A 24176-nucleotide genomic window follows, 5' to 3' on the forward strand; every position below is an offset into this window, starting at 1 on the left:
AGTGACGCTGCCCTCTACACGTTCGTCCCAGCGCCGACCCTCGCTTCGGTCGATCCTGACGCCGGTCCGGAGGCCGGTGGCAACACGGTCACGCTGACCGGCACCGGATTCACCGGGGCCAGAGTGGTCGATTTCGCTGGCACAGCGGCGATTTCCGTCACGGTGGTGTCGGATACCGAGATCAGCGCGGTCGCTCCCGCGGGAACCGGCACAGCCGCGGTCACCGTCACGACCCCGGGCGGAACCAGCAACGGCGTCTCCTACGTCTACGTTCCGGCACCCACACTGGTCTCGATCGTCCCGAACTCCGGCCCGGACACCGGGGGCACCACGGTCGTCCTGACCGGCACGAATCTGACCAGCGCGACCGCGGTGCGTTTCGGTGCGGTGTCCGCGGCGTTCACGGTCGTGTCCGACAGCGAGATCAGCGTCACCGCTCCTCCTGGAAGCGGGACGGTGGGCGTCACCGTCACCACCGCCGGTGGCACGAGCAACCCGGTCCTCTATGCCAACGTCCCGCCGCCGACACTCGCCTCGGTGGTCCCGAACGCGGGTCGCACGACAGGCGGCAACACCGTCACCCTGACCGGCACGGGATTCACCCACGCGACCGCGGTGACCTTCGGTGCGAACGCGGCGGCTTCCTTCGTCGTGGTCTCGGATACCCAGATCAGCGCCGTGGTACCCGCCGGGGGCGCCGGGACGGCTACCGTCACGGTGACCGCGACCGGCGGCGCCAGCAATGGCGTTCTCTACACCTACGTCCTGGCGCCGACGGTTACCGCGGTGGTCCCCAACTCGGGGCCGACCACCGGCGGCAACACCGTCACCATCGACGGCACCGGATTCACCGGCGCGACCGCCGTCCTCTTCGGCGCTACACCGGCGACCTCCTACACCGTGGTCTCCGGCACCCGGATCACCGCTGTGGCGCCCACCAGGTCCGCCGGACCGGTCACGGTCACCGTCACCACCGCGGGCGGCACCAGCAACGGCGTCGTCTACACCTACATCGCCGCGCCCACCCTGGCCGCGGTGGTCCCGAACACGGGTCCGGCCACCGGCGGCAACACAGTCACCCTCACCGGCGCCAACCTCACCGGAACCACGGGCGTGCGCTTCGATGCGACGGCGGCTGTTTCCTTCACGGTGATATCGGCTTCCCAGATCGGTGCCGTGGTGCCCGCCGGTACCGCGGGAACGGTCGCGGTCACCGTCACCACCGCGGGCGGCACCAGCAATGGCGTCGTCTACACCTACGCCGCCGCGCCCACACTGGCCTCGGTGGTCCCGAGCTCGGGTCCGGCCGCGGGCGGCAACACCGTCACGCTCACCGGCACGGGATTCACCGGCGCGACCGCGGTACGTTTCGGTGCGACGGCGGCGACATCGTTCACCGTCGCCTCCGACACCCGGATCAGGGCCACGGTGCCCGCAGGGACGGGCGTACGTGCCGTCACCGTCACCACACCGGGCGGCACCAGCAATGGCGTCTCCTACACCTACACCCATACATAAACGCTCACCACGACGGGTCAGCCCGTCGGGCGATAGTTCGAGCACGTCTCCAGGCTTGGTGCGTAACACCCGGTTCCCGTTGCGCCTGAGGGCGATCGCATCAGGGTGAGCGCACACGGAGTGAAACTTCGGTAGCAACGGCTCCACCAGACCGCACAGTTCGCCGGGCACGAGACAGCTTCGATGACGAGTCGAACATCATGCCGCACAACTGGTTCGACGATATCCGTTGTGCCACCGAACAATGTCGGTGCCCTGTGCGAGTATCTGGCGGCAACATGACGCGAGGAGTTCGGTATGGCGACTGATTTCTCGGTGATCTCGGATGACTTCTTCCGATTCACCTCCGACATCATCTGGTGCACAGTCACCACGGTGGGCAGCGACGGGAGGCCCCGATCGCGAATTCTGCACCCGATCTGGGAATCTGTCGACGGCCGCCCGGTCGGCTGGATCGTCACCGGCAAGACGCCGGTCAAGGTCGGGCATCTTGCCGCCAACCCGGTGGTGGCGTTCTCGTACTGGTGCCCGGATCAGCATGCCGTGCAGGGTGAAGCGATCGCCACCTGGGTCGAGGACCCGGAGGAGAAGAAGCACGTGTGGGACCTGTTCATGACCACGCCGCCGCCGCTCGGCTACGATCTGCGCGCCTTCGGCGTTCCAGGGCCGGACAGCGTCACCGCCCTGCGCCTCGAGCCGGACCGGATCCAGGTGCTCGACGGCACCCAAGTCCCGAAGAATTTCACCCCGCGGGTAGCCGCACTCTGAGCGAGTGTTCTCCCGGCGCTGCTCAGCGAATCGGCTGGCGATCAGGTCGGTGTATACCCGCGGGGCGGCGATCCGCTGATCTGCTCCGGTGGAACGGTGCATGCGCTGCCCGAGCGCACGCGCACGGATCTCGGCCGACCGGTCCCGCCGCAGTCGTGATCCCGACCCTACGGTGTCCGTAGCTGGGCTATAGCGGCGTGGTTGCGGTCGGGGTCGAGTGTTATCGCCGCCGCCCAGGCGTGTGCCGCGACGACACGTTGATCGAACAGGTCGATCCAGGTGTCGGTGTTGGTGCGGGTGTCGTTCACCCAGGTGGGTGTCGGTCCGAGTTCAGGGAGGTGGGTGTAGGTGAGTGAGATGTAGGAGCGTGCACGGGCGTCGAAGATCGTCGCCGCGCACATCTCGTCGGCTCCTGCGCGTCCGTGCAGTTTGCCCGATGTCGCCGCCCGTATCGCGTCGTCGGGGACGCCGCCGGGTCCGGTGAACATTTCCCCGATGGTGCGGTAGGCGAGCCCGAATCCCCACAGGCGACCCGGGAATCTGCGGATCAGCCATTCGGCCGCATCGAGGATGGGGGAGCGTTCGGCGTCCGGCTCGAGGGCGATCACGGTGTGGGCCGTCTCCTGGGTGGCCGGGTGGCCGGCGCTGGCGAACCCCCAGAAGTGAATGGTGTCGGCACCCGGATCTGTCCGGTCGGTGCCGCGTTCGGCCATCATGGTGGCCAGCAGCGCATCGATAGTGGTGTCCGGCGGGTAGCGGATGCTGGATGCCGTCTGCGGTTGCCGAAGTGATTTTGCCTTGTACCGCGACCGGTTTCGTCGTTTGGACATTCTCTCTCTTCGATCAAAGGCGACCCACAAGGTCGAATTCACCCGGCGCGCGCGGCGGCCGGAAGGTCTGGCACTTCTGGCGAGTGGCACACCGTGAAGGGGTCTACTCGCGTTTCGCCGCAGCCATGTGCCACTCGCCGCAGTGCTGTGTGCGTCGTCAGCCCGTTGGGTAGGGCGGCTTGGGTGGGATGGGTAGGTCGGTGGTGCGTGGGCCGTTGGCGGGCAGCAGCAGGTGCCAGTAGTGCTTGCGGACGGCGTCCCAGAGCTGGAAGTGGCGGGGGAACCATTCGCGTACCTGCGCGAGATCCGGCAGACCGCGCTCGTCGAATGCGATAAATCCGCTCTGCCCCAACGGGATCGGCACGGTGTCGCCGTTGTTGCGCAGCCGGTAGGCGGGTGTGGGGTCGCGCTCGTCGCGCAAGAACAGGATTTCGATGCGATGACCGACCAACCGCCATCCAGCGTGGGTGTCGCCGACTGTGGTCCGATGCAACCGCCGTTCACCCCCGCGGCGGTTCCGCTGGTACGGCCAGTTCCGACAGCCGTTCCAGCACTTCATGCAGTGTGCGCGCGGCCGGTCGCGGGTCGGCGGCACCGGACCAGTCATGGGCCGGGAACGGTATACCGCGTGCGGCGGCGCGTTCGCGTGGGCTGAGTGTTTGCGGTGTCAGCCGACCCGCTGCCACCAGCGTGTGATACGCCGCCGCTTTCCACACGCACCGTTGCACGCGGCAGGTGCGATGCGCCCGCATCTGCGCGTGTGCCAGCCGCACGTCGGCCCGGCGACAAACGTCGGGTGGGGTGAGCAGGGAGTACTGATTCATCGCCCCGCCACCTCCTTGATGGTCGGAGCCGGTGCGGCGACACGTGTCCACTTGGTATGCGGGCACACTGCTTCCAGGTGGACCCGGCTAGCAGGCGTGGTGCGTTCTGCCAGTCGGGAATTCGTCATGATCTCGAGTTGTCTTCCGTGTTGCTCGGGCATGCGCATATGCTGCGGGCGTACTCACGAAGCGAGGCTCGAAACGGCCGGTGCGCGGCAATCGGTGTGTATGCCCTGAATGCTTCCTGAGTTCGGCGCACGGGGTCTCTCGCCGTGGGAAAACACAGGTCACAACGTGGGAAGCAGGGGAGGAACGCGGAATGGTGGGTACCAAGTCAGACCGCAGCAGGACGACGTTGGCGCATCGTCAGCTGGGCCGAGCGATGCGCGACGCGCGCCATGCCCACGGCTACACCCTCGAACAGGTGGCCGAAGCCCTGGAGTTCAGCCGCTCCACACTCAGTCGGCTCGAACTCGGCCAGAATGAGAAGGTCAAGGTTCGGGATGTGGATTACATCTGTCAGTTCTATGGGCTGCCGAGGGATCAGACCGAGTATCTGAAGTCGCTGGTAACGCAATCCGATAGCAAGGTTTGGTGGCAGGACTTCCGGAGTCTTATTCGACCAGGATTCAACACCTATCTCCAATTGGAGGTGGTAGCAACAGGATTGCACTTTTTTCAGTCACTCGTCATTCCTGGTTTGCTGCAAACCGCCGACTATGCACGAAACGTGGAAGCCTATCGGCCGACTGATACGAGGGAAGAGGTGGAGCGGCGCGTGGCTCTGCGAGTACAACGATCCAGAATACTCACTCGCCGACACAGGCCAGTCCCAGCTGAGTTCCTGCTGCACGAGTCGGTGCTGCGTACCGTCGTCGGGTCTGAGCGGATCATGTCCGCCCAACTTCGCCACATTGCCGATATGGGGACCCGAGACAACGTTTCGATCCGAATCGTTCCGTTTATCGCGGGCTTCCCTGCCGGTTTGGCAATACCACCGTGCATCCTAATTGACTTTCCGCACGAGGAGCCCTCCGTCGTCTACACCGAAAGTGCCATAGGAACAGTAATTTTCGAGGAGAACGACCATGTAGAGCGCTATCTCGACATATTTGACGCCCTCCGGGGGGCTGCACTGGAAGAGCAGCCATCGAGAGATCTGCTCAGGAACATCGCAAGGAGTTACCAGCATTGACCATCGACCTATCCGGCGCGCAGTGGTTCAAGTCGACCCATAGCGGCGGCGGCGAATCGTGTGTCGAAGTCGCCTGGCTCGTCGACGATCACGTCGGTGTCCGTGATTCGAAGAACCCGGCCGGCCCGGCACTGCTTTTCACGCCGGGCGAGTGGGAAGCCTTCACGACAGGTGTGATAAACAACGAATTCGCCTGGCCAGCCTGATCAGTCGAACGATGTCACAAGCAGACGGCGTCCGCGATTCCGGTGTACAACGGTCGAGGCCACCGTCTGCTATTGTTGGCGCAACCTGCGTCGTCACGGGTCGAGAGGGTGGGGAATGGGCCGTCGAATCACATTGGTGCTGCTTGGTTTCCTGTCTATCTCGGGTATCGCGGCGTGTGGAGACGACACGAGCGACTCGCCCACCGCAAGCACCACCGCTGCGAAGGCCCTGTTCGACCCGTGCACGGGGATTCCCGATGATGCGTTGCGGGCGGCGGGGGTTGATCCGGCAACCAAGAAGCCCGGTATCGCCGGAGTCCATCAGTCCGGCTGGGAGATCTGCGGCTGGAGGGGGCCCAAGTACTTCATTACGGTGTATTCAACCGGCCGCACGGTCTCGGAGGTCGAGAGTAAGCCCGGCAACGTCGAGTTCAAGGATGTCGCGGTCGCGGGCCGTCAAGGACGGCAGTTCAGGGTCGAGGGCGCAGCGAAAGATCTGGAGTGCGATGTCGTGTTCCCCGCGTCCCAAGGGGTACTGCAATTGTCCATTTCGAATCGGGCTGGTCAGGACGATCTCGAAGAGCCGTGCACAGTCTTGCATCGGGTTGGCGAATCGATTGTGCCTGTGCTGCCGCGTTGATCAGAGGGGGATCACATGAGCGAGGACAATGCATCAGTGTGGAGTCGGCTTGCCAGCCAAGCGCGAGCAGGAGAGCTGTACCTCGACGACGAGAACGCCGCATATCACTGCGCGAAAGCATGTGACCAGCACATCGCCGACCTAGAAGAAATACTCATCGACGCTCGCAGAACTCAGCGTGTTTCCGGTTTCGGCGATTTCAAGATGGCGCACGACCTGGAAAAGAAGTTCCTGAAACAGGCCACCGGCGAAGCCAATTCAATCGACCAGGTCATCCTCGAGCAGATCGAGACCGTGAAGAACATGCGCGAGGTCATGGCGATCTCCTTCAAGCGCATCACCGGACAAGACATCGAGAACGCCACCCAGATCGCCAATACCACCGACCAGCCGGGCTGATGTGCAGCCGCGCTCAGTCGATCGGACATCGCAGGAGTCCGAAACTTCTGTCTCTGAGCGCCGGTAGCTCGAGCCTTGCTCGGGCGCGTACAACTCCGCCATGAACAGGCTGGCCGCGATCGACAGCTCCACGCGGACACTCGCTAACTGCCCGGGATCGGCAGCACGTCGAAGCTGATCACGACCCGCGGTTGTTCGTTGCGTTCGGCGAGCGTGACCGCGCCGCCGGGCGGAATCAGTGATGCGCCGCCACCGCCGGCGCCGGGTGGGGTGTCCGGGTCGCCGCGCCCGTCGTCGCTGCGCCCGCCGACCCCGCCTCCACCGCCGCCGCGCCATCCCGCGCCACCTCCACCGCCGCCACCGATCCCGCTGCCGGTGCCCGCGACCCCGCCGCCGCCGAAGCCCCCGTATCCGGGGCCGCCGTCGCCGCCCGCATGCGATTCGGGACCGAACACGTCCCGGCCGCCGCCCGGTGCCAGCGCGGTCTCCGGACCGCCCGCCGCGCCACCGCGGGCACCGGCACCGGGCATGCCCGCGTCACCACCCGGGGACAGCCGCCCGTCCCAGGTCGCCGCGCCCCCGCCACCACCGGCGGCAGTGGCGAGTTCGACCGTGCTGGGGACCGTGCTGGGCGGGAGCCTGACACCGAGGTCCAGCCCTACCGACGACGCGCCACCACCATTGCCGCCCATGACATTCGGGTAGGCCGCGGGATTCGCGCCCGGATATGGGCGCGTACGCCCACCACTGCTGCCGCCCGCGGGCTCGGCAACCCGGATGATCAGCCGCGCCCCGGGCGGGACCCAGACGTCGCCCGTCACGCGGGCGGCGCGTCCACCCGGGGCGATGGTGTGGCAGCAGCTGTCCTCGCCTGAATCGCCGACGGCATCGATGCGCACATGGACGACCGTCAGGGGCAGCGGCAGGAATGTGCCGCTGCCATAGCCGACCGGTAGCGGCTGGTTGGCGGTGTAGGTGCAGGTGACGTGATGACCCTGCGCCGTGCATTCCGGCGGCAGCGGTGCTGCCGCCGCGGGGCCGGCGTTGCTTGTTGCCGAGCCCACGGCCAGGACGCCGACCACAGTTGTGGCGACGGCAGCGGAACGTATCTTCATCGAGTTCCTCCCCGCCCTAAGCCGGGATGCGTCCCTTCTGCAGCGACCATCGGCTCGGGATTTCACGATCAACGTGGTTGCTCGAAACGCCACCCTACGCGCGGCCCATACAAGTCCTTAGCCGCTATTCCCGTATCGGAGAAGGATTTTGATTCGGCAGCGACGAAGCCGGTCTATTGCTCGCCGAGCGTGCTCCTCGGTGGTCTTCTTGATATCGGGCCCCAAGGCCGCGTCTCCTGCCGGAGAAGGACTTCGAGGAGCGAAATGCGGCCGGACTCCGCGGAATCACGCACGGGGATGCCCGAAGCGCAGGTGCGCCACGTACAGTGCGCAACCCTGGCCCCGAATCCGGGACCACGGTCGCGCCGACCATCGCGCCCAGTGATGATGAGAATGCCCGCACAGCAACGGCTTTCGATGTCATCGGCGGGTAATTCGCTGGTGGACGCGGCGTCGCTCCACTACTGTGACACCGTAGTCGGACCGGGCAACCGGAGAGGAACCATCGTGACTGCCAAGCTGAACCAGCTCATCGCTATCGAGAAGGGTGCCAAGTCTCAGGCGAATGCCGACCTCGCCACCGCGTACCAGCGGGTGGGCAAGACCGAGCTGCTCGCCGGCATTGCCCGTGCCTACCGGCCGTTGGACGACGAGGGTGAGGCGCTCCCGCCGGAGTCGAAGCGGGTTCAGGTCCGGGTCAGCGAAGTGATCGCGGACGTCAAGACCGCCCTGACGAGGCTGTTGGACGTCACTGCCACGAAGGACGTGGCCAACTGTTCGGCGAAGGCCGACCTGGTGGTGGACGGACACACCCTCGCCACGGACCTGCCGGTGACCTACCTGCTGTTCCTGGAGAAGCAGCTGGGTGAATTGAAGTCGTTCATCGCCAAGCTGCCGACTCTCGACCCGGCCGAGGCCTGGTCTTTCGACGATGTGGCCGATTGCTTCGCCACCGAGCCCAGCCAGACGGTGCGGACCAAGAAGGTGCCGCGCAACCACGTGCTGGCCGAGGCCACCGACAAGCACCCGGCCCAGGTGCAGGTGTACCACGAGGATGTGGTGGTGGGGCGCTGGACGACCACGAAGTTCTCGGGGGCGCTGCCGGCCAAGGAGGTCAGTGAGATGCGGGCTCGGCTCGCGAAGCTGACCGATGCGGTGAGGTACGCTCGGGAAACAGCGAATTCGACCCCGGTGACCGACGTCAAGCCGGGCGAGGCAATCCTCGGCTATCTGTTCGGTTAGCCCGGGGCCCATAGATTCCCCCTTCGGGGGGATGGAGCACAAGTTGAAGTTGAAGGTCAAGCTGACGGCGGGGCAGTGCCCAGCCGATGAGACTCAGACTCTTGCTCCAAGCTCAACAACTCCATCGACCTCGAGCTCATGGGTGCGGACGCGACGCACCCCCGAAATCCCGGTTCGAGTCCGGGCAGCGCCTCTACGTGGCGCTGTGGCGTAAAGGCAACGCGCGGGGTACATCATGATGAATCGCACTCGCGGGCGCAGTGGTCACAGGTGGTGCAGCGATAGCTCAATGGAAGAGCATCGGGCTGTTAACCCGAGGGGCGCGGGTTCGAATCCCGCTCGCAATACAGGAGGGCCGGGCAGGGCATAGCCCGGCCCTCCGCCTCACCTCGGCCGTTCACCAGGGCAGGGCTGTTGCCTTGCTCACCGCTCGGCGCTTATGTTTTCGTTGCCGTCGAATTCTGTTGCGGGGCAGGGTCTACCGGTTATCGTGATGTGACGCGCGGCAGCCGTCGACACTGACGTGACACGTGCTCGCCGGGCACGTGTGTCACCTGTTGATTGCTTTCCTGGAGAGGGCATGTCCGCGTCCGTCGCCCAGCCGTACACCGGTACCGCCGGGTTCTACGCGGTGACGGTTATGGATGGTGTTGGTCGGCGGCTTGTCTTGTGGCGGTTTGTGTTCTCGGCAACGACCCGGCCATGGACTCGACGCTCGAGTTGCCGACCCGAGTCGTCGACCGCGCGGAACCAGCTTTTCGTACGTGGAATGTTGCAGACGAGGCGGTGCTTGCTGTGAAATACTATGACTTTACCGTCGACGATTCGAAACTCTGGACGGAAGTCAGCAACAGCTTCGTTCCGATGGAGCAGAAGTACCGCGAACCAGAGCGATGGCATGCGACGCTGGTGGCCCAGGAAACGGCAGCCTATAACATGTTGCACTGGAATCAGCGCGGTGAGCGGATTTCGTACCGCACCCCGTCGAATGTCCGCAAGGTTCCGCTCGATGAGATCTACTGGATAGTTCTTCCCGAGCGCGGCCCTTTTTCGCTCCGGTATGGCGACGACACTATTCGAGTTATGCCGGGCGGATTTATGATGATGCGGTTCGACGAGGTAGTTCAGATTCACATGCCGTCTTCCGTGAGCTACGCCTTCCAAGTACCGCGTGTGGAAATCGACCATCGAGTCGAGCCGTGCGTCGCGCCGGCGCGGGTGCATGACCTGAATTCCGGGCTCGGGCGGGTCGTATGGGACATGATCCGTCGCGTACACGCCGAGCGGTCGAATCTTTCCGATCGAGAATTCAATGCCGTCTGTGAACGGATCAGTGAACTGTTGTGCATGCTCGCCGTCGGCGATATGCACCCGCAGCAGGCTCACCTGAGCGAGACAGTCGAGGCCATCCGGCGGTATGTGCGGGAGAACGTCGGCGTCGGCGACCTCCGGTTGCCTGCAGTTGCGCGCGCGCTCGGATGGTCGCCGCGCAAATTGCGGTCCGTGCTGCGGCAATCCGGAACGACATACCGAGATGTGCGTCAGGACGAGACACTGCGTGCGGCTCGCGATCTGCTGGCGAACCCCGGACGTGATGCCATGTCCATCCGGCAGGTGGCGGTCAGCAGCGGCTTCGCTCCAACGTGGTTCGCTTCTGCGTTCAAAGCGCGCTACGGCGAAACTCCGGGCGAATTCCGGCGGCGGAGGCTGGCCGAACTTGCCGACCAGCCGGTGCCGCGGATCGGTGCTCGACAAGAGTTCGAACATCGCCCTTGAGGGGGCCGGATCTCGGTTCATGTGATCCGGCCCCCGCGTGGTCACACGGTGGGAGCGAGGCGAACCGGAACGGTCAGCGGGCCGACGGTCAGAAACTGTGGCCCGAATGGAACATCTTCCGGGTCGCAGGCAAGGCTCAACCGGGGGTACCGAGTGAATAGCGCGGAGAGCGCGATTCGGCTTTCCAGTCGCGCCAGCGGGGCGCCGAGGCAGAAGTGCGGCCCTCGGCCGAATGCCAGTTGGTCGCGGTGGTCGTGATCGAGGTCGAACGTATCGGCATTCGGATAGTGCTCGGGGTCTCTTCCGACGCCGCCGTACCAGAACACCAAGCTGCCCGCGGGGATTCGGGATCCGGCGATCGTGACATCTTCTTGTGCGTACCGCACGAAGGGGATGGTTACCGACGAGCGATAGCGGAGCATTTCCTCTACGACGTCGGACCATCGATCTTCGGCGAGCGCGATCGCTCGTTGTTCGGGATGGGCGCACAGCGTTACCACCGCGTTGCTCAGTAAGTGGACGGTGGTCTCGTGGCCGGCGACGAGTACCAACCACAGCATATTGACCAGCTCGTCGGTGGACAGGTCGTTCTCCGCATTGGCCTGCAACAACGCGGAGGTGAGGTCATCGCCCGGTTCGGTTCGTTTACGTTCGAGCAGTTCGGCGAGGTAACCGAACATGCCCTGCACCGCGGATTGCATTTGCTGGGCTGTGCTCGTATGTGACACGACTGTAGTGGCCCATTGCCGGATCTGCGGACGATCGGATTCCGGCACACCGAACAGTTCGCAGATTACGTGGACCGGGAGTGGTGTGGTGAAGGAGTCGACTATATCGATCTGGTCACCGTCGGGAAGGTTATCGATGAGGCTGGACGCGATTTTCTGGATCCGCGGCTCGAGCGCGGCTACCCTCCCCGGGGTGAATGCCTGGCTGATCGTCTTGCGCAGCCGCCGATGCTCGGCGCCGTCCTTGTTGAGCATATGGTCGAGGTCGGTGAGTGCGCGCAAGGGCCAGTCGGCCGGGATTGTGCCGTCGTGCAGCGCAGGGCAGTTCTTCGCGTTCTTGCTGAACAGTTTGGCATCGCAGGCGAGGACTTCGCTGACCGCTTGATGGCTGGTTGCGATCCAAGCCGGCACACCTCCCGGAAGTTCGATCTGAACGACCGGGCCACGTTTGGCAATTCGGTCGAATGTCTTGAAAGCGAGCTCTCCGGGTGTGGGGAGCTGGATGACTGACTCGGTCACGACGGCACCTCTACGAACAAAGGGACTGGATCGGTACGCCGACCAGCATCGGCCAACCAGGCCCACCGGAGCAGTAACACCGGCTTCTCGTGCCCCGCAACGGTACGAATCGCGAAGAAAACATAGGTTCTGGGCCGGTTTCGTGCCAACGTGTGCCGACCACGGAGTTGGTGACACACCATCGCGACCATCGCGCCCGCGCCCGAACCAACGCGTCGTGACCTGAGGCCGGCCGATCCGGGGGGCCGAAATCGGATCCTCGATGTCGGTGATCGGGTTTTCCGCCGGATGCGGCAGAGTGTTGCCGGTGGAGCACGACCGACCCCATGCCGGCGGAGCTGCCTCGGCCGGTTCGACAGCCGGCACGCCGTGCCCTCGTCGCAACGGCTTATGATCGACTTATCGGGACCAACAGGTTTTCGCCTCCAGAGGTGAGTACATGAGTCTCTCATGGTGTGGTCGGGGTGGCAGGTCGGCGCAGACGCGAGTTTCCGGGAAGTACGCGCCGGTGATCGAGCGTGTCCGAGGGTAGGACCGAGGGGACGCAACGCGACCCGACGTTCGGCATCGTGGCGGAGCTGGCCGCGGCCGGGTTCGCCGATGCCGAGGAAATCGGCCGCGGCGCGTTCGGCATCGTGTACCGGTGTACCGAGCCCGCACTCGATCGGGCCGTGGCGGTCAAGGTTCTCGGCTCCACGGTCGACGCTGAGGACCGCGCCCGCTTCCTGCGCGAACAACGTGCGCTGGGGAAGTTCTCCACTCACCCGAACATCGTCCAGGTGCTGACCTCCGACATCACCGCGACCGGACGGCCGTTCCTGGTGATGCCCCTGCACGCCCGAGGCTCACTCGACGCACGGATTCGAACCGACGGACCATTGCCCTGGCAGGAGGTGCTGTCCGTCGGCGTGAAGCTGGCGGGCGCGCTGGCGACCGCGCACGCCTGCGGCGTCATCCATCGCGACGTCAATCCCGCCAACGTGCTGATCAGCGACTACGGCGAACCGCAGCTGGCGGACTTCGGTATCGCGCGGGTCGGCGGCGCGTTCGAGACAGCGGCCGGTCTCGTCGCGGGGACCCCGGCCTACACGGCTCCGGAGGTGATCCGCGGCGAACCTCCGTCGGTACGCTCCGATATCTACGGGCTGGGCGCGACGCTGTTCGCGGCTCTCACCGGCCACGCCGCGTTCGAGCGCCAGGCGGGCGAGTCGATGGTGGCGCAGTTCGTGCGCATCACCTCGGAACCCGTCCCCGACCTGCGATCGGCCGGTGTACCGGCAATGGTGTGCGACGTCCTCGAAGCCGCGATGGCCACCGATCCCGCCGACCGGCCTGCCACTGCCCGGGACTTCGGCGAGCGGTTGCGCAGCGTGCAGTTCTCCTGCGGGCTGCCGCTGGACACGATGGCCGTCCCGGAGCACGACGGGTTCGCCGAAACCCGGTCGGTCGTCGGCGGCCGCCCGATGGCGCCGACAGCGTCGGCCGCCATCGCGTTGCGCCCGCAATCGGCCCCGAAGACCCGATTCCGTCCACCGACGACGCTGCGCCGACTGGTCGCTCGCCCACGGTTGCTGGAGACCTTACGGGAGGGACAATCCAGGCGGCTGGTCCTCATTCACGGCCCGGCCGGTTTCGGCAAGAGCACCCTGGCCGCGCAGTGGGCGCACGCCCTCGACGCGGACGGCGTCCGGACCGCCTGGTTGGCGATAGCGGAGGACGACAACAATGTCGTCTGGTTCCTGAGCCACTTGGTGGAGGCGATTCGGCAGGTTCGCCCGACGCTGGCGATCGAACTGACGCAGATTCTCGAGGAGCGTTCCGCCGGCGCCGCACAGCAGGTGATGACGGCCCTGATCAACGAGATCCACGACAGTGGGGAGCCCGTCGCCGTCGTGATCGACGATTGGCACCAAGTGACCAGTCCGGCGACACTCGCCGCGATGGAGTTCCTGCTCGACAACGGGTGCCACCATCTGCGGTTGATCGTCACCAGCCGCACCCGTACCGGTCTTCCCTTGGCGCGCATGAGCGTTCAGGACGAGCTGGTGGAAATCGATGAGAGCGCATTGCGCTTCGATTCCGGGGAAGCGGCGGATTTCCTGGTCGGTGTGAAGAGATTGCACCTCTCCGACGCCGACGTGAACCGGCTGCGCGAGTCGACGGAGGGCTGGGTGGCGGCGCTGCAGCTCGCCTCACTGTCACTGCGCGGCAAGGATGATCCCGGGGTCCATCTGGACCAGATCTCGGGGCAGCACTATGCCATCGGCGAATACCTGATGGAAAACGTGGTCAGCGCGCTGGAACCCGCGATGCTGGACTTCGTCACCCGGACCGCGGTCACCGACACCATCTGCGGTGATCTCGCGGAGGCGCTGACCGGAGTGCAGTCAGGGCAGGAACGGCTCGAGGAGGTGCGGCGTCGAGACCTGTTCCTGCGTAGCGTCGACGACGAGCTGCGCTGGTTCCGTTACCACGGCCTCTTCGCGGACTTCTTGCGCCGCAGGCTGATCCGGCAGCATCCCGGCCGGCTCGAACAACTGCACCTGACCGCGTCGACCTGGTTCGCCGGGCATGAAATGCTCACCGAAGCCGTGGATCACGCACTCGCGGCAGGCGCCGCCGAGCAGGCGAAACAACTGGTGCAAGAACACGCTGACACGCTGATCGAAGATTCCCGCATGGCCACCTTCCTGGGGCTGGTGAAGAAACTGCCCGCTGCGATCACGGTGGCCGATCCACGGCTGCAATTGTCGGTTGCCTGGGCCAACATCTCACTGCAGCGCCCCGCCGCCATCCGGACCGCGCTGGATCGCGTGGACGCCGCCCTGGCAACCGCCGCAGCGGACGATTCCGGGACCGCGGACCTGCGCATCCAGGCCGATGTGACGCGAGCCGCGGAATACCTCGTGACGGACCGATTCAAGGATTTCCCGGATGCCGCGGCGGCATGGCTGCGGCGGTCGGGACGGTCGTTCTTCGCCAGCCTGGCGGCCACCACCGCGGAAGCGGCCGCTTTCTATCGTTTCGACTTCGCCGACGCCCGCCGTTGGCACGCATGGGCCGCGCCCTACCGGACCCGCACCAACGGCCCGGCCGGCGTGGTATACGGCGCCAGCATCGCCGGCGAAGCCGCCGCAGAACAGCTCGATGTCGCCGAAGCAGAGGCGATCTTCCGCTCCGCACTCGACCTCGCCCGGCATACCGGCAGCCAGTCCCACGCGACCAGGCTGGCCAGCGGCCTGCTCGGCGAATTGCTCTATCAGAAAGGGCAATACACCGAAGCCGCCGAGCTGCTGGCCCCCGGTCCCGGCGTCGATGCCGGTGCTATGGAATTCCTGGTCGCCACCTACGGAACCGGTGCCAGACTGACAGCACTGCGCGGCGACCTCGATGCCGCACGACGACGGTTGGACGAGGGACAGATGGTCGCGGAGCATCTCGCGCTGCCGCGGCTGACCGCCCGCATCGTGAACGAGCGGGTACGACTGGGTCTGCCGATCACCGACGAAGACCGGCACAGGCTCGAGCACCTGCCCGCGTACCACCGGCAACCGAACCACCCACTCGCGGTCACCGCCGAACTCACCCACGAGTCGGCCATTCGCCTCCTGCTCTCCCAACAGTCACCGGACGCCGCCGAGCGTGCCGCCGCCGCCGCCGAACGGATCGTTGCCGAAATCCGTACCCAGCCTCGCCCCCGCGCGCTCTTGCAGGCTCAATTGCTATACGGCGGTTGCCTTTGCGCCGCCGGACGGATTGATCAGGCGGCTACCTGCCTGACTCCAGCGCTGTCTCGGTGTGCCGAACTCGGTCTCGTCCGAGTTGCCGTGGATAGCGCCCCTTCGATCGCGCCGGTCCTGGAAACCCTGCTCGACGCCCCGGAGGGGGCCGGTCGGCCACCTGAGTCCTTCCTGCGGCAGGTGCTGAAGGAGATCGATGGGATCGGCGAGCGGCGATATCACAGATGAACGAGCACGGCCGAGTGTGCTCTCACAGCTGTTCGGCCACGCGTGGGCGGTGCCGTGAAGAACATGCGTGAGGTCATGGCGATCTCGTTCGAGCGCGTCACGGGTCAGGACGTCGAGAACCCGGCCACGATCGCGAACGCCACCGAGCAGATGCGCTGATGGGCAATCCATTCAGTGGCCTACAGGTCCTCAACTTCGATCTGGGTTCGACGGTGCTCCGCAACGTCACCAACTGGATCTCCGGCGAAGAGCTGCGGCCCGATGTCGATCCGTTCGCTGTGCAGGACAGATACAACCGACAGCGCGACGGCGTGCGCAGTGGGGCTGCCGGCCTGGGCTTTCAGGGAGAATTCCGGCCCAGGGAAGTGCTCGATGCGGACGAGTTCGAAAAGTTCGACGTTGCCACGCTGCGTCACAAAGTCGATCAAATCGGGTTGGCCGCGGTCAATGACCTGATCGCCAGCTGGAACAACATCGCTGACCGCAACCATAATTCTCTGACCGAATTCACCACCGCAATGGCGCGCGGAACCGACGAGAGCGTCTGGCGCGGAGCGGCGCGTGACGCGGCGGCGAGCGCGGTCCGCGACTACGCCGCCCAGGGCGAGCAGGTCACGAATGCGGCTCGTCTGACCAGCAGCAAATTGGCCGAATTGCGGACCGGGTTGGAGCCCACCGTGCAGCTGGTCCCGCACGCACCGGAACATCGCAGCGGCGTGGACAACGTGCGTGCCTGGGTGGCCGGGCGTGGCTGGCGCAACGACGATGTCGCCCAGCACAATGCGAAGGCCGAGGCGTTGCGCGTGCTACGTACCGTGTACGCGCCGGTTGTGATGGAGTCCGATACCAATGTGCCGGTGATCCCCCGTCCGACGCCTGTCACGAATCCGGGCGGCACCGACCCGGGCGGTACCAATCCCCGTGGGACCAATTCCGGTAGCGGAAACCCCTCGGGCACACCGTCTCCCGGCTCCAACCCGCCCGGCACCGACTCGCCCACCGACTCGACCACTCCCGCGGGCACCCAGCCCACGGATAACCGGGCGGGGACACCGCAGTCGACCAGCACCGATCCGGCGTCCACGACGCCGGCTTCGACCACACCCGCCTCCACCACTCCCAGTACCCCTGGCACTCCCGGCAGCCCGAATCTCAGCACGCCGGGCAGCCCCGGAAGTCCCACCGGTCCCGGCGCGCCGGGTGTTTCCGTGCCCCCTGCGGGGCGTCCGGGCACACCGAACCCGACCGGAGCCGTCCCGGCCGCCTCCCGGTCGGGTAGCCCGTCCGGACGGCCCGGCATGGGCGGTATGCCGGGCGGAATGGCGCCCGGTGCGCGCGGCGGCAAGTCCGATGACGAATCCAGCAAGGGCGTTCCCGACTACCTGATCACGCAGGAACACGGCAATGAGCTCACCGGGCTGGATGACCTGCCGAGGACGGTGCCGCCGGTCATCGGTGACAACCCGGCGTCGTAAGGACCTCTCCCATGCCTGACGTGCAGAGCTGGCGGTTCAGCGCGCTCGAATTCCGGATTCTGTGGGAATCCACCGGACGGGACGTGCTGCCCTATCCACTGCGGCACCAGTACACGACCGAGTTCCAGTCGGAAAGTCTGCGGTTGCGGCGGGCGGCGGCGCAGTCGTTGCGCCCGCGCATCGATGACAATCTGCTGCGTGCGGTCGAAGTGCTGCTGGCGCCGGAGGCGCGGGTGGAACTGGCCGCGTTCGCCGGCGCCCGGCGCGACCGCAGGTTGCGTGCGCATGCCGGAGTGCGTGTCACCTTCGGCACCGACACGCTGACTGTCAAACCCACCACCAATGAACGCATCGCCACCACCTTGCAGCAGATGATCAACCGCACCGTCACGGAAGTGCGCGACAGGGTCCACCTACCTTATTGACCATCAGTGGGGGCCGGGACGTATCACCTATTCGAGCGATACTGCGCCCAATTGAACCTTTTGGCGAGCTACGTACTTGACGTACCGCAGGCTCGTCGGCATGCTGGTCACAGCGAATGGAGGTTGCCATGTCCGCCGTGCATTACGAGAGCTACACCGAAGCCCGTGCACATCTGAAGGACCTGCTGGATGCCGCGGGACAGGGGCGAGTTGCCACTGTCCGTCGTGACGACGAATACACTGCGGTCGTCGATGCGGAACGCCTACGTTATGCCCTGACCAAGCTGTGCGCCGCCAACGCCCAGGTGGTGGCGGAGAACGGGGGGTGGTCTGTGTTTTTGCCGGGACTTCCCGTCGCGGCAGACGGCGCCACCTTCGACGAAGCTGTGGACGAGATGATTCTCGCGCTGCGTGAGTACGCCGACGACTGGCAGAGTCGACTGCGTGCCGCGCCGAATCATCGGGAGAACTGGGGGTTGGTTCAGTTGATCGGGCTCAGCGACGACGCGCAGCTGCGCGACTGGTTGGTCGGGGCCGCCTGATGGCATGGCCGGAACCGACCCGGGAGCGGCACGAGCGGTTCTGTAAGACGGAGGGTTGGCAACAGGTGCGCGATGCGCGCGGCCGTACCGGAACGCACCACGTGACATACGAGTTCGATGCTCCGGACGGCAGAATCCTGCGCACTCGTATCTCCCACCCAGTCGATCGCACAGGTTATGGTGATGCCCTGTGGTCCCATATCCTTCGGGACCAACTCGATGTCACTGAGGAAACCTTCTGGCAGTGCGTGCTCGACGGAGTGGTACCGAATCGGGGCACCGTGGAGCCGCCACGCGGGTCTCTCCCCGCCGATCTTGTGCACCTGCTGATCCATCGAGTGGGCTTGGGCGCTGATGTGGTCGCGGCAATGAGCAAGGACGAGGCGATCGCGCGTCTACAACGTTTCTGGACCGAAGGGGAGTGACCTGACAACGACTCGACACGTCAGGCCGAACATCCCACAGATGAAGGCGTGCGGCGCGGTTGCCTGTCGAGTCACGGGGGCATCCGCGTCTGCCTGCCGCCAAGTGTGGACGGATTGTGTTCGTGGGCCTGAGCGGGCCAATGTGAGGATCGGCGCAAGGCGGCAGTGCGATGGATCGCGATCGAGGGCATTGCCAGGTAGCTGTCGACGTGGGTTCGAGCCCCACTGCCGATCAGTTTCCGGGTTGCTGCCGGAGGTCTTCTTCGCGGTAGCGGCAGCCTGTTGAGCCTCCGATGACGGCGGCCTTACGGGTGAGGATCTTGATCTCATTGCCGTTGTCGAGGGAGTGCAGTATCGCGTCGTGATCTCCGGGCTTGTCGACGCGAACGGTAAGTGACGTTATCCCGTGTGGTGCTGCGATGTCGCGCGCGAGATTCAGGACGCTGGACCACGCGCTGTCGGCAATCGGTGCCGACGAGACGAGGCGGTCGGTTGACATCGACACTCCGTCGGTCTGCAGGTACGGAGGTGGGCAACCCTGCGTGTCCTGTCCGCGATTGGCATCGACACGCCAGTCCAGTCCAGGTGCAACGGTTTTCGCGGCATCCGCGATCTGCTGGATTATCGCGGCGAGTTGTCGCTCACTGGCTTCCACAGACGGCAGCTGTCGCATCTTGGCCTCAGCTTGGGAAATCTCGTCTTTGGTCACCGGGTGGTTCGGGTCGTCCAAGTTGCTTCCACATCCGCTCAGGATCGCCGCGGCGACGATCGGCGCAAAGATTCGCGCAGTTGTCTTTGTCGCCATGTCAGCGCACCGCCAGGTGCGGCAGTCCCGCGACGATTACAGCCATGTTGTATCCGGCTGTGCGGAGTTCGCCGTTCGCACTCGGCCTTGGGTACTCGCTGTGGCCATTCGAGTCTTCGCGATGGACGCCGTCTTTCGTCGTAGCCTCGGCAACCGAGAGTTGCTCCAGATTTGTCGTCACAGGATCGGGGCCGAATATGCCGGTGCCGTCAGCCCAGGTGATCGGGTCGTCCGGTGCGCGCATCACATAGCCACGGCCCTGTGGTAGACCGAGATCTGGTTCGTCGTCGGCATTGATACCGGGTGAACCGTAAAAGACAACGTCGTCGACCGGCTGGCCAGGGCCTGGATCCTGCAATGCGAGCGCCGTCGTATAGGACCCGTAGGAGTGGCCCAAGGCCGTGATATGCGGATCCGGTTTGTTCGAGGCGGCATCGAGACCGTTGAAGAAGTTCGCCAGCTTGGGTGCACCTTCCTTCGCTCGGTCGGCGTTTGCCGCCTCCGGTCCGATTTCCGGCGGGGGCTCGTACCCGAGCCAAGCAATTGACGCCACCCGCTCGCCCGGACGGTTCTCGGCTCTCAATTGGTCCATCGCTTCTTCCTGCACGGATGCAGCTTCGCGGGTCATGCCTCCCAATGACTGCACCGTTGTGGAGACGCCAGGCGTGGTAACCGAGATATGGTCCGCGTTGTCAGGATCGCCGACGGCAATCGCGGCCATGCCTTTCTCTCCCGAGTGCATATCCAGCAACAGCAGGCGGGCACCTTTGTCCGGGTTGGCCGGGTCCAGCGGACGGTCTTTCAAGATGCCCTCGATCGCGTCGAGATCCTTGAGCTTCGCCTCGACGCCGGCCAGTTCCGCTTTCTCCTTGGCATACGGATCAGGCGCGTTCGGGTACCTTGACCCGTCGGGCGCGTCTTTCAGCTGCTCGCGCAGTCTGTCGCGCTCCTGCGTCAATCGAGTGCGTTCGTCATCGATACGATTGACGTTCGCTTCGTGGCGGGCCATGGACGGTATGCCGTCCCGGTTGCCGATCCATTCGGGGTGCTGCTCGATGACTTCGCGGCGCTGTTGTTCGTCCATCGCATCCCAGTACTCCTTGTTCTGCTGTGGAGTCGCGTTTTCCGGGGGAGCGGGGGCGGTCACTCCGCCTTGGGATGCGCCAGCGGTGGAGGCCGCGGCCACGTCTGCGGCGTCCTTGTCGTCGATCTGTCCGTCGGCGGCTTTGTTCAGAACCGCGGCCGCGTCGGCGTTGATGTCGTCGGCTTGGCGCATGACCGCGCGTGCCGCGTCGATCAGCTCTAGGCGCAAGGCCTCCACCGACGCCGGGTCGGGAGCGCCGGGCTGGTCGGCGATGGTGACGTGGCCGTTGTCCCAGACTTCGAGACCGTGCGCGGCGGCGGTCTGGTCGATCGTGGCCAAGGTCGCCTTCAGGTGCTTGACGGCTTCCCTGGTCTGTTTCGTCAGTTCTCGAACGGCGCCGAGCGCCGCGGCTTCGTCGGTGAGCTGGTCGGCGGTGAGGGTGAACCTGCGGTGCGCCGCGTCCGCTGCTTCGCCTTGCCAGCCAGGGAGTTTGCCGATGTCCGCGAGCTGTTTGTCGACGTCCTCCAGCGTGGTGAGACGGCGGGACAGTGACGTTTCGAGCATCTCCAGTGCGAGTTCGTTCCACCAACGGATGTCCGGTAGCAGCATCGATCTGCGTCCCCCCCAAGAAATCGCATTGCTTGCGCTGACCGGTATCGTAGCGGTCGATTACGTGTATTCGCTAGACACAGGGGGGCGTTGGTGGCTGATTCCGTATCTGTCGATCCTGAACTGCTACGCGGTGCGGCCGGTCGGCTCGATGTTCTGTTCAACGACTCGGGCACGAAGCTTCGAGAGGTCGATCAAGCGATCGCCGACAGCGGCGACGGATGGAAGGAATCGGCGGCAAGCGCGTTCGGGCGATTCACCGGGTATCTGGAAGGCCGCCGGAACCTATTGCAACAGAATCTCGGTGAGCTGTCGGAATCGCTGACCACCGCGGCGAGCAACCTCCAGTCGCAGGACCAATCGAGGAGCACCCAGCTGACGTCGCAATCGTCCAGCCTCGACCTCTGAGCCGGCGGGGCGGCACGACGAAACCGAACGTCCGCCCGTCGTCCCGGTGCAGGCCGGGATCCGTTGCCGGACCCGGGATTTCACCCGGTCGATGGGGCGGAGGTTCGGTCTCTTGCGGTGGGCGCGGGGGCAGCCGGAGGGGAACGGCGGCCGCCGCGCCCGTGTCCCGCGGGGTCCGGACCGCGGGACACGCTGTGGCGGTTACACGTTCGCGTAGGCGAGCGAGGGGACGCGCTGGATGGCGAACGAGGACCGCAGGTAGAACCACCAGGTGACGCCCGCCATGACCAGGAAGGTCGCGGCGTAGGCCCAGAATGCGGGGGCCATGGTGCCGAAGTTGATGTTCGACAGGCGCAGAGCCTGCTGGAGCAGGTAGCCGCCGGAGGCGCCGATCGCGCCGATCACGCCGATGGCCGCGCCGGCCTGACGCTTGGCCGAGGCCACCGATTCGGTGAGGTCGAGGCCGTGTTCGGCGGCGTACTTCTTGGCCTGCGCGCTGAAGATCATCGGGATCATCCGGTAGGTGGAGCCGTTGCCGATACCGGTGAGCACGAACAGCAGCAGGAACGCGGTCAGGTACAGCGGGAAGCTCTTGAGCTCCAGCGCGACCATGATGAGCGCGACCGCGACCGACATGCCGCCGAACACGAACGCGGTGATCTTGGCGCCGCCGACCTTGTCGGAGACCCAGCCGCCGAACGGACGGCTGAACGAGCCGACCAGCGCGCCGAGGAAGGCGAGGTTACCGAGCGTGGTGATCCAGCCGATCTTGGCCAGGTCCGGGAAGTTGGCCTTGATCAGGGTGGGGAAGGCGAAGGAGAACCCGATGAACGAGCCGAAAGTGCCGATGTACAGGAACGACATCACCCAGGTGTGCCGGCTGGTGAGCGCCAGCTTGTAGGACTTGCCGTCGGATTTCGCGGTGCTGATGCTGTCCATGTAGCGCAGCGCGCCGAACGTGGCGACGAGGATGAACGGGATCCAGACCAGCACCGACAGGGTGATGCCGAACCGGTAGCCGGCGGGGTCCTTCGCCAGGATGTGGGTGCCGAGGGTGATCAGCAGCGGCAGGACGAGCTGCGTCTGCGCGACGCCGAGGTTGCCGCCCGCGGCATTGATGCCGAGAGCCGCACCCTTCTTCCCTTCCGGGAAGAAGAACGAGATGTTCGCCATCGACGAGGAGAAGTTACCGCCGCCGACGCCGGCCAGCGCGGCCAGCAGCAGGAAGACCCACATGGGCGTGCCGGGCTGGTTGACGAAGTACGCCAGGCCGAGGGTCGGGAGCAAGAGCATGGCCGCGCTGAACGCGGTGAACGCTCGTCCGCCGAATTTGGGGATGGCGAAGGTGTACGGAATGCGCAGCGCGGCGCCGACCAGGGTGGGGGTCGAGGTCAGCAGCAGCGCGTTGCTCACCGCGACGGGGTTGCCCTTGCCGAGGCCGGCGAGGAAGTCGAAGCCCGCGGCGCCCATGCTGGTCACCACGGTGCCCCAGATGACCCACACGCTGAAGCCGAGATTCTCGGCGAACACGGAGAAGATCAGATTCTTGCGCGCGGTCTTCGCGCCGCCGGATTCCCAGAATTTCGCATTGTCCGGATCCCAGTGGTCGATCCAGCGTCCGCGTTTCTTGTGTTCGAAAGTCGTTGGCTGCGACTGCTGGCCGGTGGCTACGGCGGTCATCGGCTTCCTCTCGATTCGGCTCGACCGGCCCTCATCGCGGCGCATTGCCGCCGGCGGCTGTCGAGTGCCTAGCTACGGTCGAGACAAAGGTAAAAGCCGGTTGTTGCGTCCCCGTGGCTTTCGATGACGTTCCCGGCAATTCCGACTCACATTGGCCGGATACCGATGGTGACCACTTGGTTACCTCCGCGGTCTCTCGATTACCGCACGTCCGGATATTCGGCAATGAGGGAATCGAGGAAGCATCGTGTCGCTGAGGCGGCCCGTTCGGGATCGCCGTCGATCACCGCGTGCACCAAGGCCGCGTGCTCCTCGGGATAGGAGTCGTCGGACTTCGCCGTCCGTGCCCGGATCACCTGTTCGATGATCGGCAGCAGCGAATCGTAGAACTCGAGGTAAACCGCGTTGTGGCTCGCGACGACGATCGCGCGGTGCAGCTGCACGTCCGCCTCGATCGCGGCGGCCTGGTCTTCGTCCCACTTCTTGTCGCGTTCGGCGAGCAGGCGCAGCAGGTTCGCGATGTCGGTGTCGTCGCGGCGGCGGGCCGCCAGCGCGGCGGCGGTGGTGTCCAGCGCGAGGCGCAGCTCGAGCACGTCGCGTTCCTCGGCGTCGGCGAAATACTTGCCCAAGGTGCCGCCGAGGTCGGAAGCCGCGATCACATAGGTGCCCGAGCCCTGGCGACGTTCCAGCATGCCCGCGTGCACGAGGGCCTGGACGGCCTCGCGCACGGTATTCCGCCCGGTGCCGGTGAGCTCGGTGAGCTCCGGCTCGGTGGGAATGCGGGAGCCGATCGGCCAACGGCCGGAACGAATTTCGGCCCGCAGCTGCTCGGTGACCTGGGCGATGAGGCTGGTGCGCCGGACGGGTTGCACCTCGACAGAGTACCGCCCATCACAAATTATTGCCGCTCATCATCCGGTCATCCTATGATTTCTCGGTGACTGCGGCCCTCCCGGAAATCGTGCCTCGCCAGGAATCCGTCCTGATCGAGCGTC

General features: G+C 65.4%; 24 protein-coding genes. 15 read left to right on the plus strand and 9 right to left on the minus strand.

Features of this window, described 5'->3' with window-relative positions; genetic code table 11:
* Both AB0M45_RS25110 and AB0M45_RS25115 read left to right on the plus strand, forming a co-directional pair.
* Positions 1-1518: IPT/TIG domain-containing protein (locus AB0M45_RS25110; protein ID WP_364333881.1), on the plus strand; the 1518-nt coding region annotated here is incomplete at its 5' end.
* 297 nt (positions 1519-1815) lie between these two features.
* Complete coding sequence (locus AB0M45_RS25115; protein WP_364333884.1) at positions 1816-2286, plus strand: pyridoxamine 5'-phosphate oxidase family protein; 471 nt, start codon at positions 1816-1818, stop codon at positions 2284-2286.
* 167 nt (positions 2287-2453) lie between these two features.
* Here AB0M45_RS25115 and AB0M45_RS25120 read toward each other — a convergent pair whose 3' ends face one another.
* The 3 genes from AB0M45_RS25120 to AB0M45_RS25130 form a co-directional block, all read right to left on the minus strand.
* Complete coding sequence (locus tag AB0M45_RS25120) at positions 2454-3116, minus strand: hypothetical protein (protein WP_364333887.1); 663 nt, start codon at positions 3114-3116, stop codon at positions 2454-2456.
* A 157-nt stretch (positions 3117-3273) separates the two neighbouring features.
* Positions 3274-3609, minus strand: coding sequence for a hypothetical protein (locus tag AB0M45_RS25125; protein WP_364333890.1), 336 nt, complete (start codon positions 3607-3609; stop codon positions 3274-3276).
* Positions 3610-3616: 7 nt separating this feature from the next.
* Positions 3617-3940, minus strand: coding sequence for a hypothetical protein (locus AB0M45_RS25130; RefSeq protein WP_364333893.1), 324 nt, complete (start codon positions 3938-3940; stop codon positions 3617-3619).
* 319 nt (positions 3941-4259) lie between these two features.
* Here AB0M45_RS25130 and AB0M45_RS25135 point away from each other — a divergent pair, with 319 nt between their 5' ends.
* From AB0M45_RS25135 to AB0M45_RS25150, 4 genes are all read left to right on the plus strand, one after another.
* Positions 4260-5135, plus strand: coding sequence for a helix-turn-helix transcriptional regulator (locus tag AB0M45_RS25135; RefSeq protein ID WP_364333896.1), 876 nt, complete (start codon positions 4260-4262; stop codon positions 5133-5135).
* On the plus strand, positions 5132-5341 hold the full coding sequence (locus tag AB0M45_RS25140; RefSeq protein ID WP_364333899.1) for a DUF397 domain-containing protein: 210 nt from the start codon (positions 5132-5134) through the stop codon (positions 5339-5341). Before AB0M45_RS25135 ends, AB0M45_RS25140 begins: the two co-directional genes overlap by 4 nt.
* A gap of 115 nt (positions 5342-5456) precedes the next feature.
* Positions 5457-5981 (plus strand): DUF3558 domain-containing protein, encoded by a 525-nt coding sequence (locus AB0M45_RS25145; protein ID WP_364333902.1) that lies wholly within the window; start codon positions 5457-5459, stop codon positions 5979-5981.
* 15 nt (positions 5982-5996) lie between these two features.
* Positions 5997-6380 carry a hypothetical protein gene (locus AB0M45_RS25150; RefSeq protein ID WP_364333905.1) on the plus strand — a complete coding sequence of 128 codons (384 nt, stop codon included), beginning with the start codon at positions 5997-5999 and terminating at the stop codon, positions 6378-6380.
* A 143-nt stretch (positions 6381-6523) separates the two neighbouring features.
* Here the strand turns inward: AB0M45_RS25150 and AB0M45_RS25155 are convergent, their stop codons facing one another.
* A complete protein-coding gene (locus AB0M45_RS25155) occupies positions 6524-7495 on the minus strand; it encodes a hypothetical protein (RefSeq protein WP_364333908.1) in 972 nt (323 codons plus the stop codon).
* 507 nt (positions 7496-8002) lie between these two features.
* Here AB0M45_RS25155 and AB0M45_RS25160 point away from each other — a divergent pair.
* Together AB0M45_RS25160 and AB0M45_RS25165 are read left to right on the plus strand one after the other, a co-directional pair.
* A complete protein-coding gene (locus AB0M45_RS25160) occupies positions 8003-8737 on the plus strand; it encodes a hypothetical protein (RefSeq protein ID WP_364333911.1) in 735 nt (244 codons plus the stop codon).
* A gap of 702 nt (positions 8738-9439) precedes the next feature.
* Positions 9440-10513: a helix-turn-helix transcriptional regulator gene (locus tag AB0M45_RS25165; protein WP_364333914.1), complete on the plus strand. Its 1074-nt coding sequence runs from the start codon at positions 9440-9442 to the stop codon at positions 10511-10513.
* 41 nt (positions 10514-10554) lie between these two features.
* On the opposite strand, the gene AB0M45_RS25170 is transcribed toward AB0M45_RS25165, so the two are convergent.
* The gene (locus AB0M45_RS25170; protein WP_364333917.1) at positions 10555-11760 is read right to left on the minus strand and encodes a cytochrome P450; all 1206 of its coding nucleotides are present in this window, start codon (positions 11758-11760) and stop codon (positions 10555-10557) included.
* 518 nt (positions 11761-12278) lie between these two features.
* On the opposite strand from AB0M45_RS25170, the gene AB0M45_RS25175 reads away from it, so the two are divergent.
* The 5 genes from AB0M45_RS25175 (at position 12279) to AB0M45_RS25195 (ending at position 18595) form a co-directional block, all read left to right on the plus strand.
* The gene (locus AB0M45_RS25175) at positions 12279-15728 is read left to right on the plus strand and encodes a protein kinase (RefSeq protein WP_364333920.1); all 3450 of its coding nucleotides are present in this window, start codon (positions 12279-12281) and stop codon (positions 15726-15728) included.
* A gap of 158 nt (positions 15729-15886) precedes the next feature.
* The gene (locus tag AB0M45_RS25180) at positions 15887-17203 is read left to right on the plus strand and encodes a hypothetical protein (RefSeq protein WP_364333923.1); all 1317 of its coding nucleotides are present in this window, start codon (positions 15887-15889) and stop codon (positions 17201-17203) included.
* 11 nt (positions 17204-17214) lie between these two features.
* The gene (locus AB0M45_RS25185) at positions 17215-17628 is read left to right on the plus strand and encodes an ESX secretion-associated protein EspG (protein WP_364333926.1); all 414 of its coding nucleotides are present in this window, start codon (positions 17215-17217) and stop codon (positions 17626-17628) included.
* 128 nt (positions 17629-17756) lie between these two features.
* Positions 17757-18170: a prevent-host-death protein gene (locus AB0M45_RS25190; RefSeq protein WP_364333929.1), complete on the plus strand. Its 414-nt coding sequence runs from the start codon at positions 17757-17759 to the stop codon at positions 18168-18170.
* Between the two features lie 101 nt (positions 18171-18271).
* Positions 18272-18595, plus strand: a complete 324-nt coding sequence (locus AB0M45_RS25195) for a cytotoxic translational repressor of toxin-antitoxin stability system (protein WP_364333932.1) — start codon at positions 18272-18274, stop codon at positions 18593-18595.
* A 232-nt stretch (positions 18596-18827) separates the two neighbouring features.
* Here the strand turns inward: AB0M45_RS25195 and AB0M45_RS25200 are convergent, their stop codons facing one another.
* A complete protein-coding gene (locus AB0M45_RS25200; protein WP_364333935.1) occupies positions 18828-19325 on the minus strand; it encodes an LppA family lipoprotein in 498 nt (165 codons plus the stop codon).
* 76 nt (positions 19326-19401) lie between these two features.
* A complete protein-coding gene (locus AB0M45_RS25205; protein WP_364333938.1) occupies positions 19402-20823 on the minus strand; it encodes an alpha/beta hydrolase in 1422 nt (473 codons plus the stop codon).
* Between the two features lie 12 nt (positions 20824-20835).
* On the opposite strand from AB0M45_RS25205, the gene AB0M45_RS25210 reads away from it, so the two are divergent.
* Together AB0M45_RS25210 and AB0M45_RS25215 are read left to right on the plus strand one after the other, a co-directional pair.
* Positions 20836-21036 carry a hypothetical protein gene (locus tag AB0M45_RS25210; RefSeq protein WP_364333941.1) on the plus strand — a complete coding sequence of 67 codons (201 nt, stop codon included), beginning with the start codon at positions 20836-20838 and terminating at the stop codon, positions 21034-21036.
* Between the two features lie 150 nt (positions 21037-21186).
* Positions 21187-21501 (plus strand): WXG100 family type VII secretion target, encoded by a 315-nt coding sequence (locus AB0M45_RS25215; RefSeq protein ID WP_364333944.1) that lies wholly within the window; start codon positions 21187-21189, stop codon positions 21499-21501.
* Positions 21502-21702: 201 nt separating this feature from the next.
* On the opposite strand, the gene AB0M45_RS25220 is transcribed toward AB0M45_RS25215, so the two are convergent.
* Together AB0M45_RS25220 and AB0M45_RS25225 are read right to left on the minus strand one after the other, a co-directional pair.
* Positions 21703-23181 (minus strand): nitrate/nitrite transporter, encoded by a 1479-nt coding sequence (locus tag AB0M45_RS25220; protein WP_364333947.1) that lies wholly within the window; start codon positions 23179-23181, stop codon positions 21703-21705.
* A 200-nt stretch (positions 23182-23381) separates the two neighbouring features.
* Complete coding sequence (locus AB0M45_RS25225; RefSeq protein ID WP_364333950.1) at positions 23382-24053, minus strand: FCD domain-containing protein; 672 nt, start codon at positions 24051-24053, stop codon at positions 23382-23384.
* Positions 24054-24176: the final 123 nt, after the last annotated feature.

Origin of the sequence: Nocardia sp. NPDC051787 (assembly GCF_040681325.1) — a bacterium.
Lineage (GTDB): Bacteria > Actinomycetota > Actinomycetes > Mycobacteriales > Mycobacteriaceae > Nocardia.

Bases quoted from the DNA above. Each gene is read 5' to 3' on its own strand.
- AB0M45_RS25220 (WP_364333947.1), bottom strand. From the start codon at position 23,181: ATGACCGCCGTAGCCACCGGCCAGCAGTCGCAGCCAACGACTTTCGAA.
- AB0M45_RS25145 (WP_364333902.1), top strand. From the start codon at position 5,457: ATGGGCCGTCGAATCACATTGGTGCTGCTTGGTTTCCTGTCTATCTCG.
- AB0M45_RS25165 (WP_364333914.1), top strand. From the start codon at position 9,440: ATGGACTCGACGCTCGAGTTGCCGACCCGAGTCGTCGACCGCGCGGAA.
- AB0M45_RS25155 (WP_364333908.1), bottom strand. From the start codon at position 7,495: ATGAAGATACGTTCCGCTGCCGTCGCCACAACTGTGGTCGGCGTCCTG.
- AB0M45_RS25130 (WP_364333893.1), bottom strand. From the start codon at position 3,940: ATGAATCAGTACTCCCTGCTCACCCCACCCGACGTTTGTCGCCGGGCC.
- AB0M45_RS25190 (WP_364333929.1), top strand. From the start codon at position 17,757: ATGTCCGCCGTGCATTACGAGAGCTACACCGAAGCCCGTGCACATCTG.
- AB0M45_RS25185 (WP_364333926.1), top strand. From the start codon at position 17,215: ATGCCTGACGTGCAGAGCTGGCGGTTCAGCGCGCTCGAATTCCGGATT.
- AB0M45_RS25115 (WP_364333884.1), top strand. From the start codon at position 1,816: ATGGCGACTGATTTCTCGGTGATCTCGGATGACTTCTTCCGATTCACC.
- AB0M45_RS25180 (WP_364333923.1), top strand. From the start codon at position 15,887: ATGGGCAATCCATTCAGTGGCCTACAGGTCCTCAACTTCGATCTGGGT.
- AB0M45_RS25120 (WP_364333887.1), bottom strand. From the start codon at position 3,116: ATGTCCAAACGACGAAACCGGTCGCGGTACAAGGCAAAATCACTTCGG.
- AB0M45_RS25150 (WP_364333905.1), top strand. From the start codon at position 5,997: ATGAGCGAGGACAATGCATCAGTGTGGAGTCGGCTTGCCAGCCAAGCG.
- AB0M45_RS25135 (WP_364333896.1), top strand. From the start codon at position 4,260: ATGGTGGGTACCAAGTCAGACCGCAGCAGGACGACGTTGGCGCATCGT.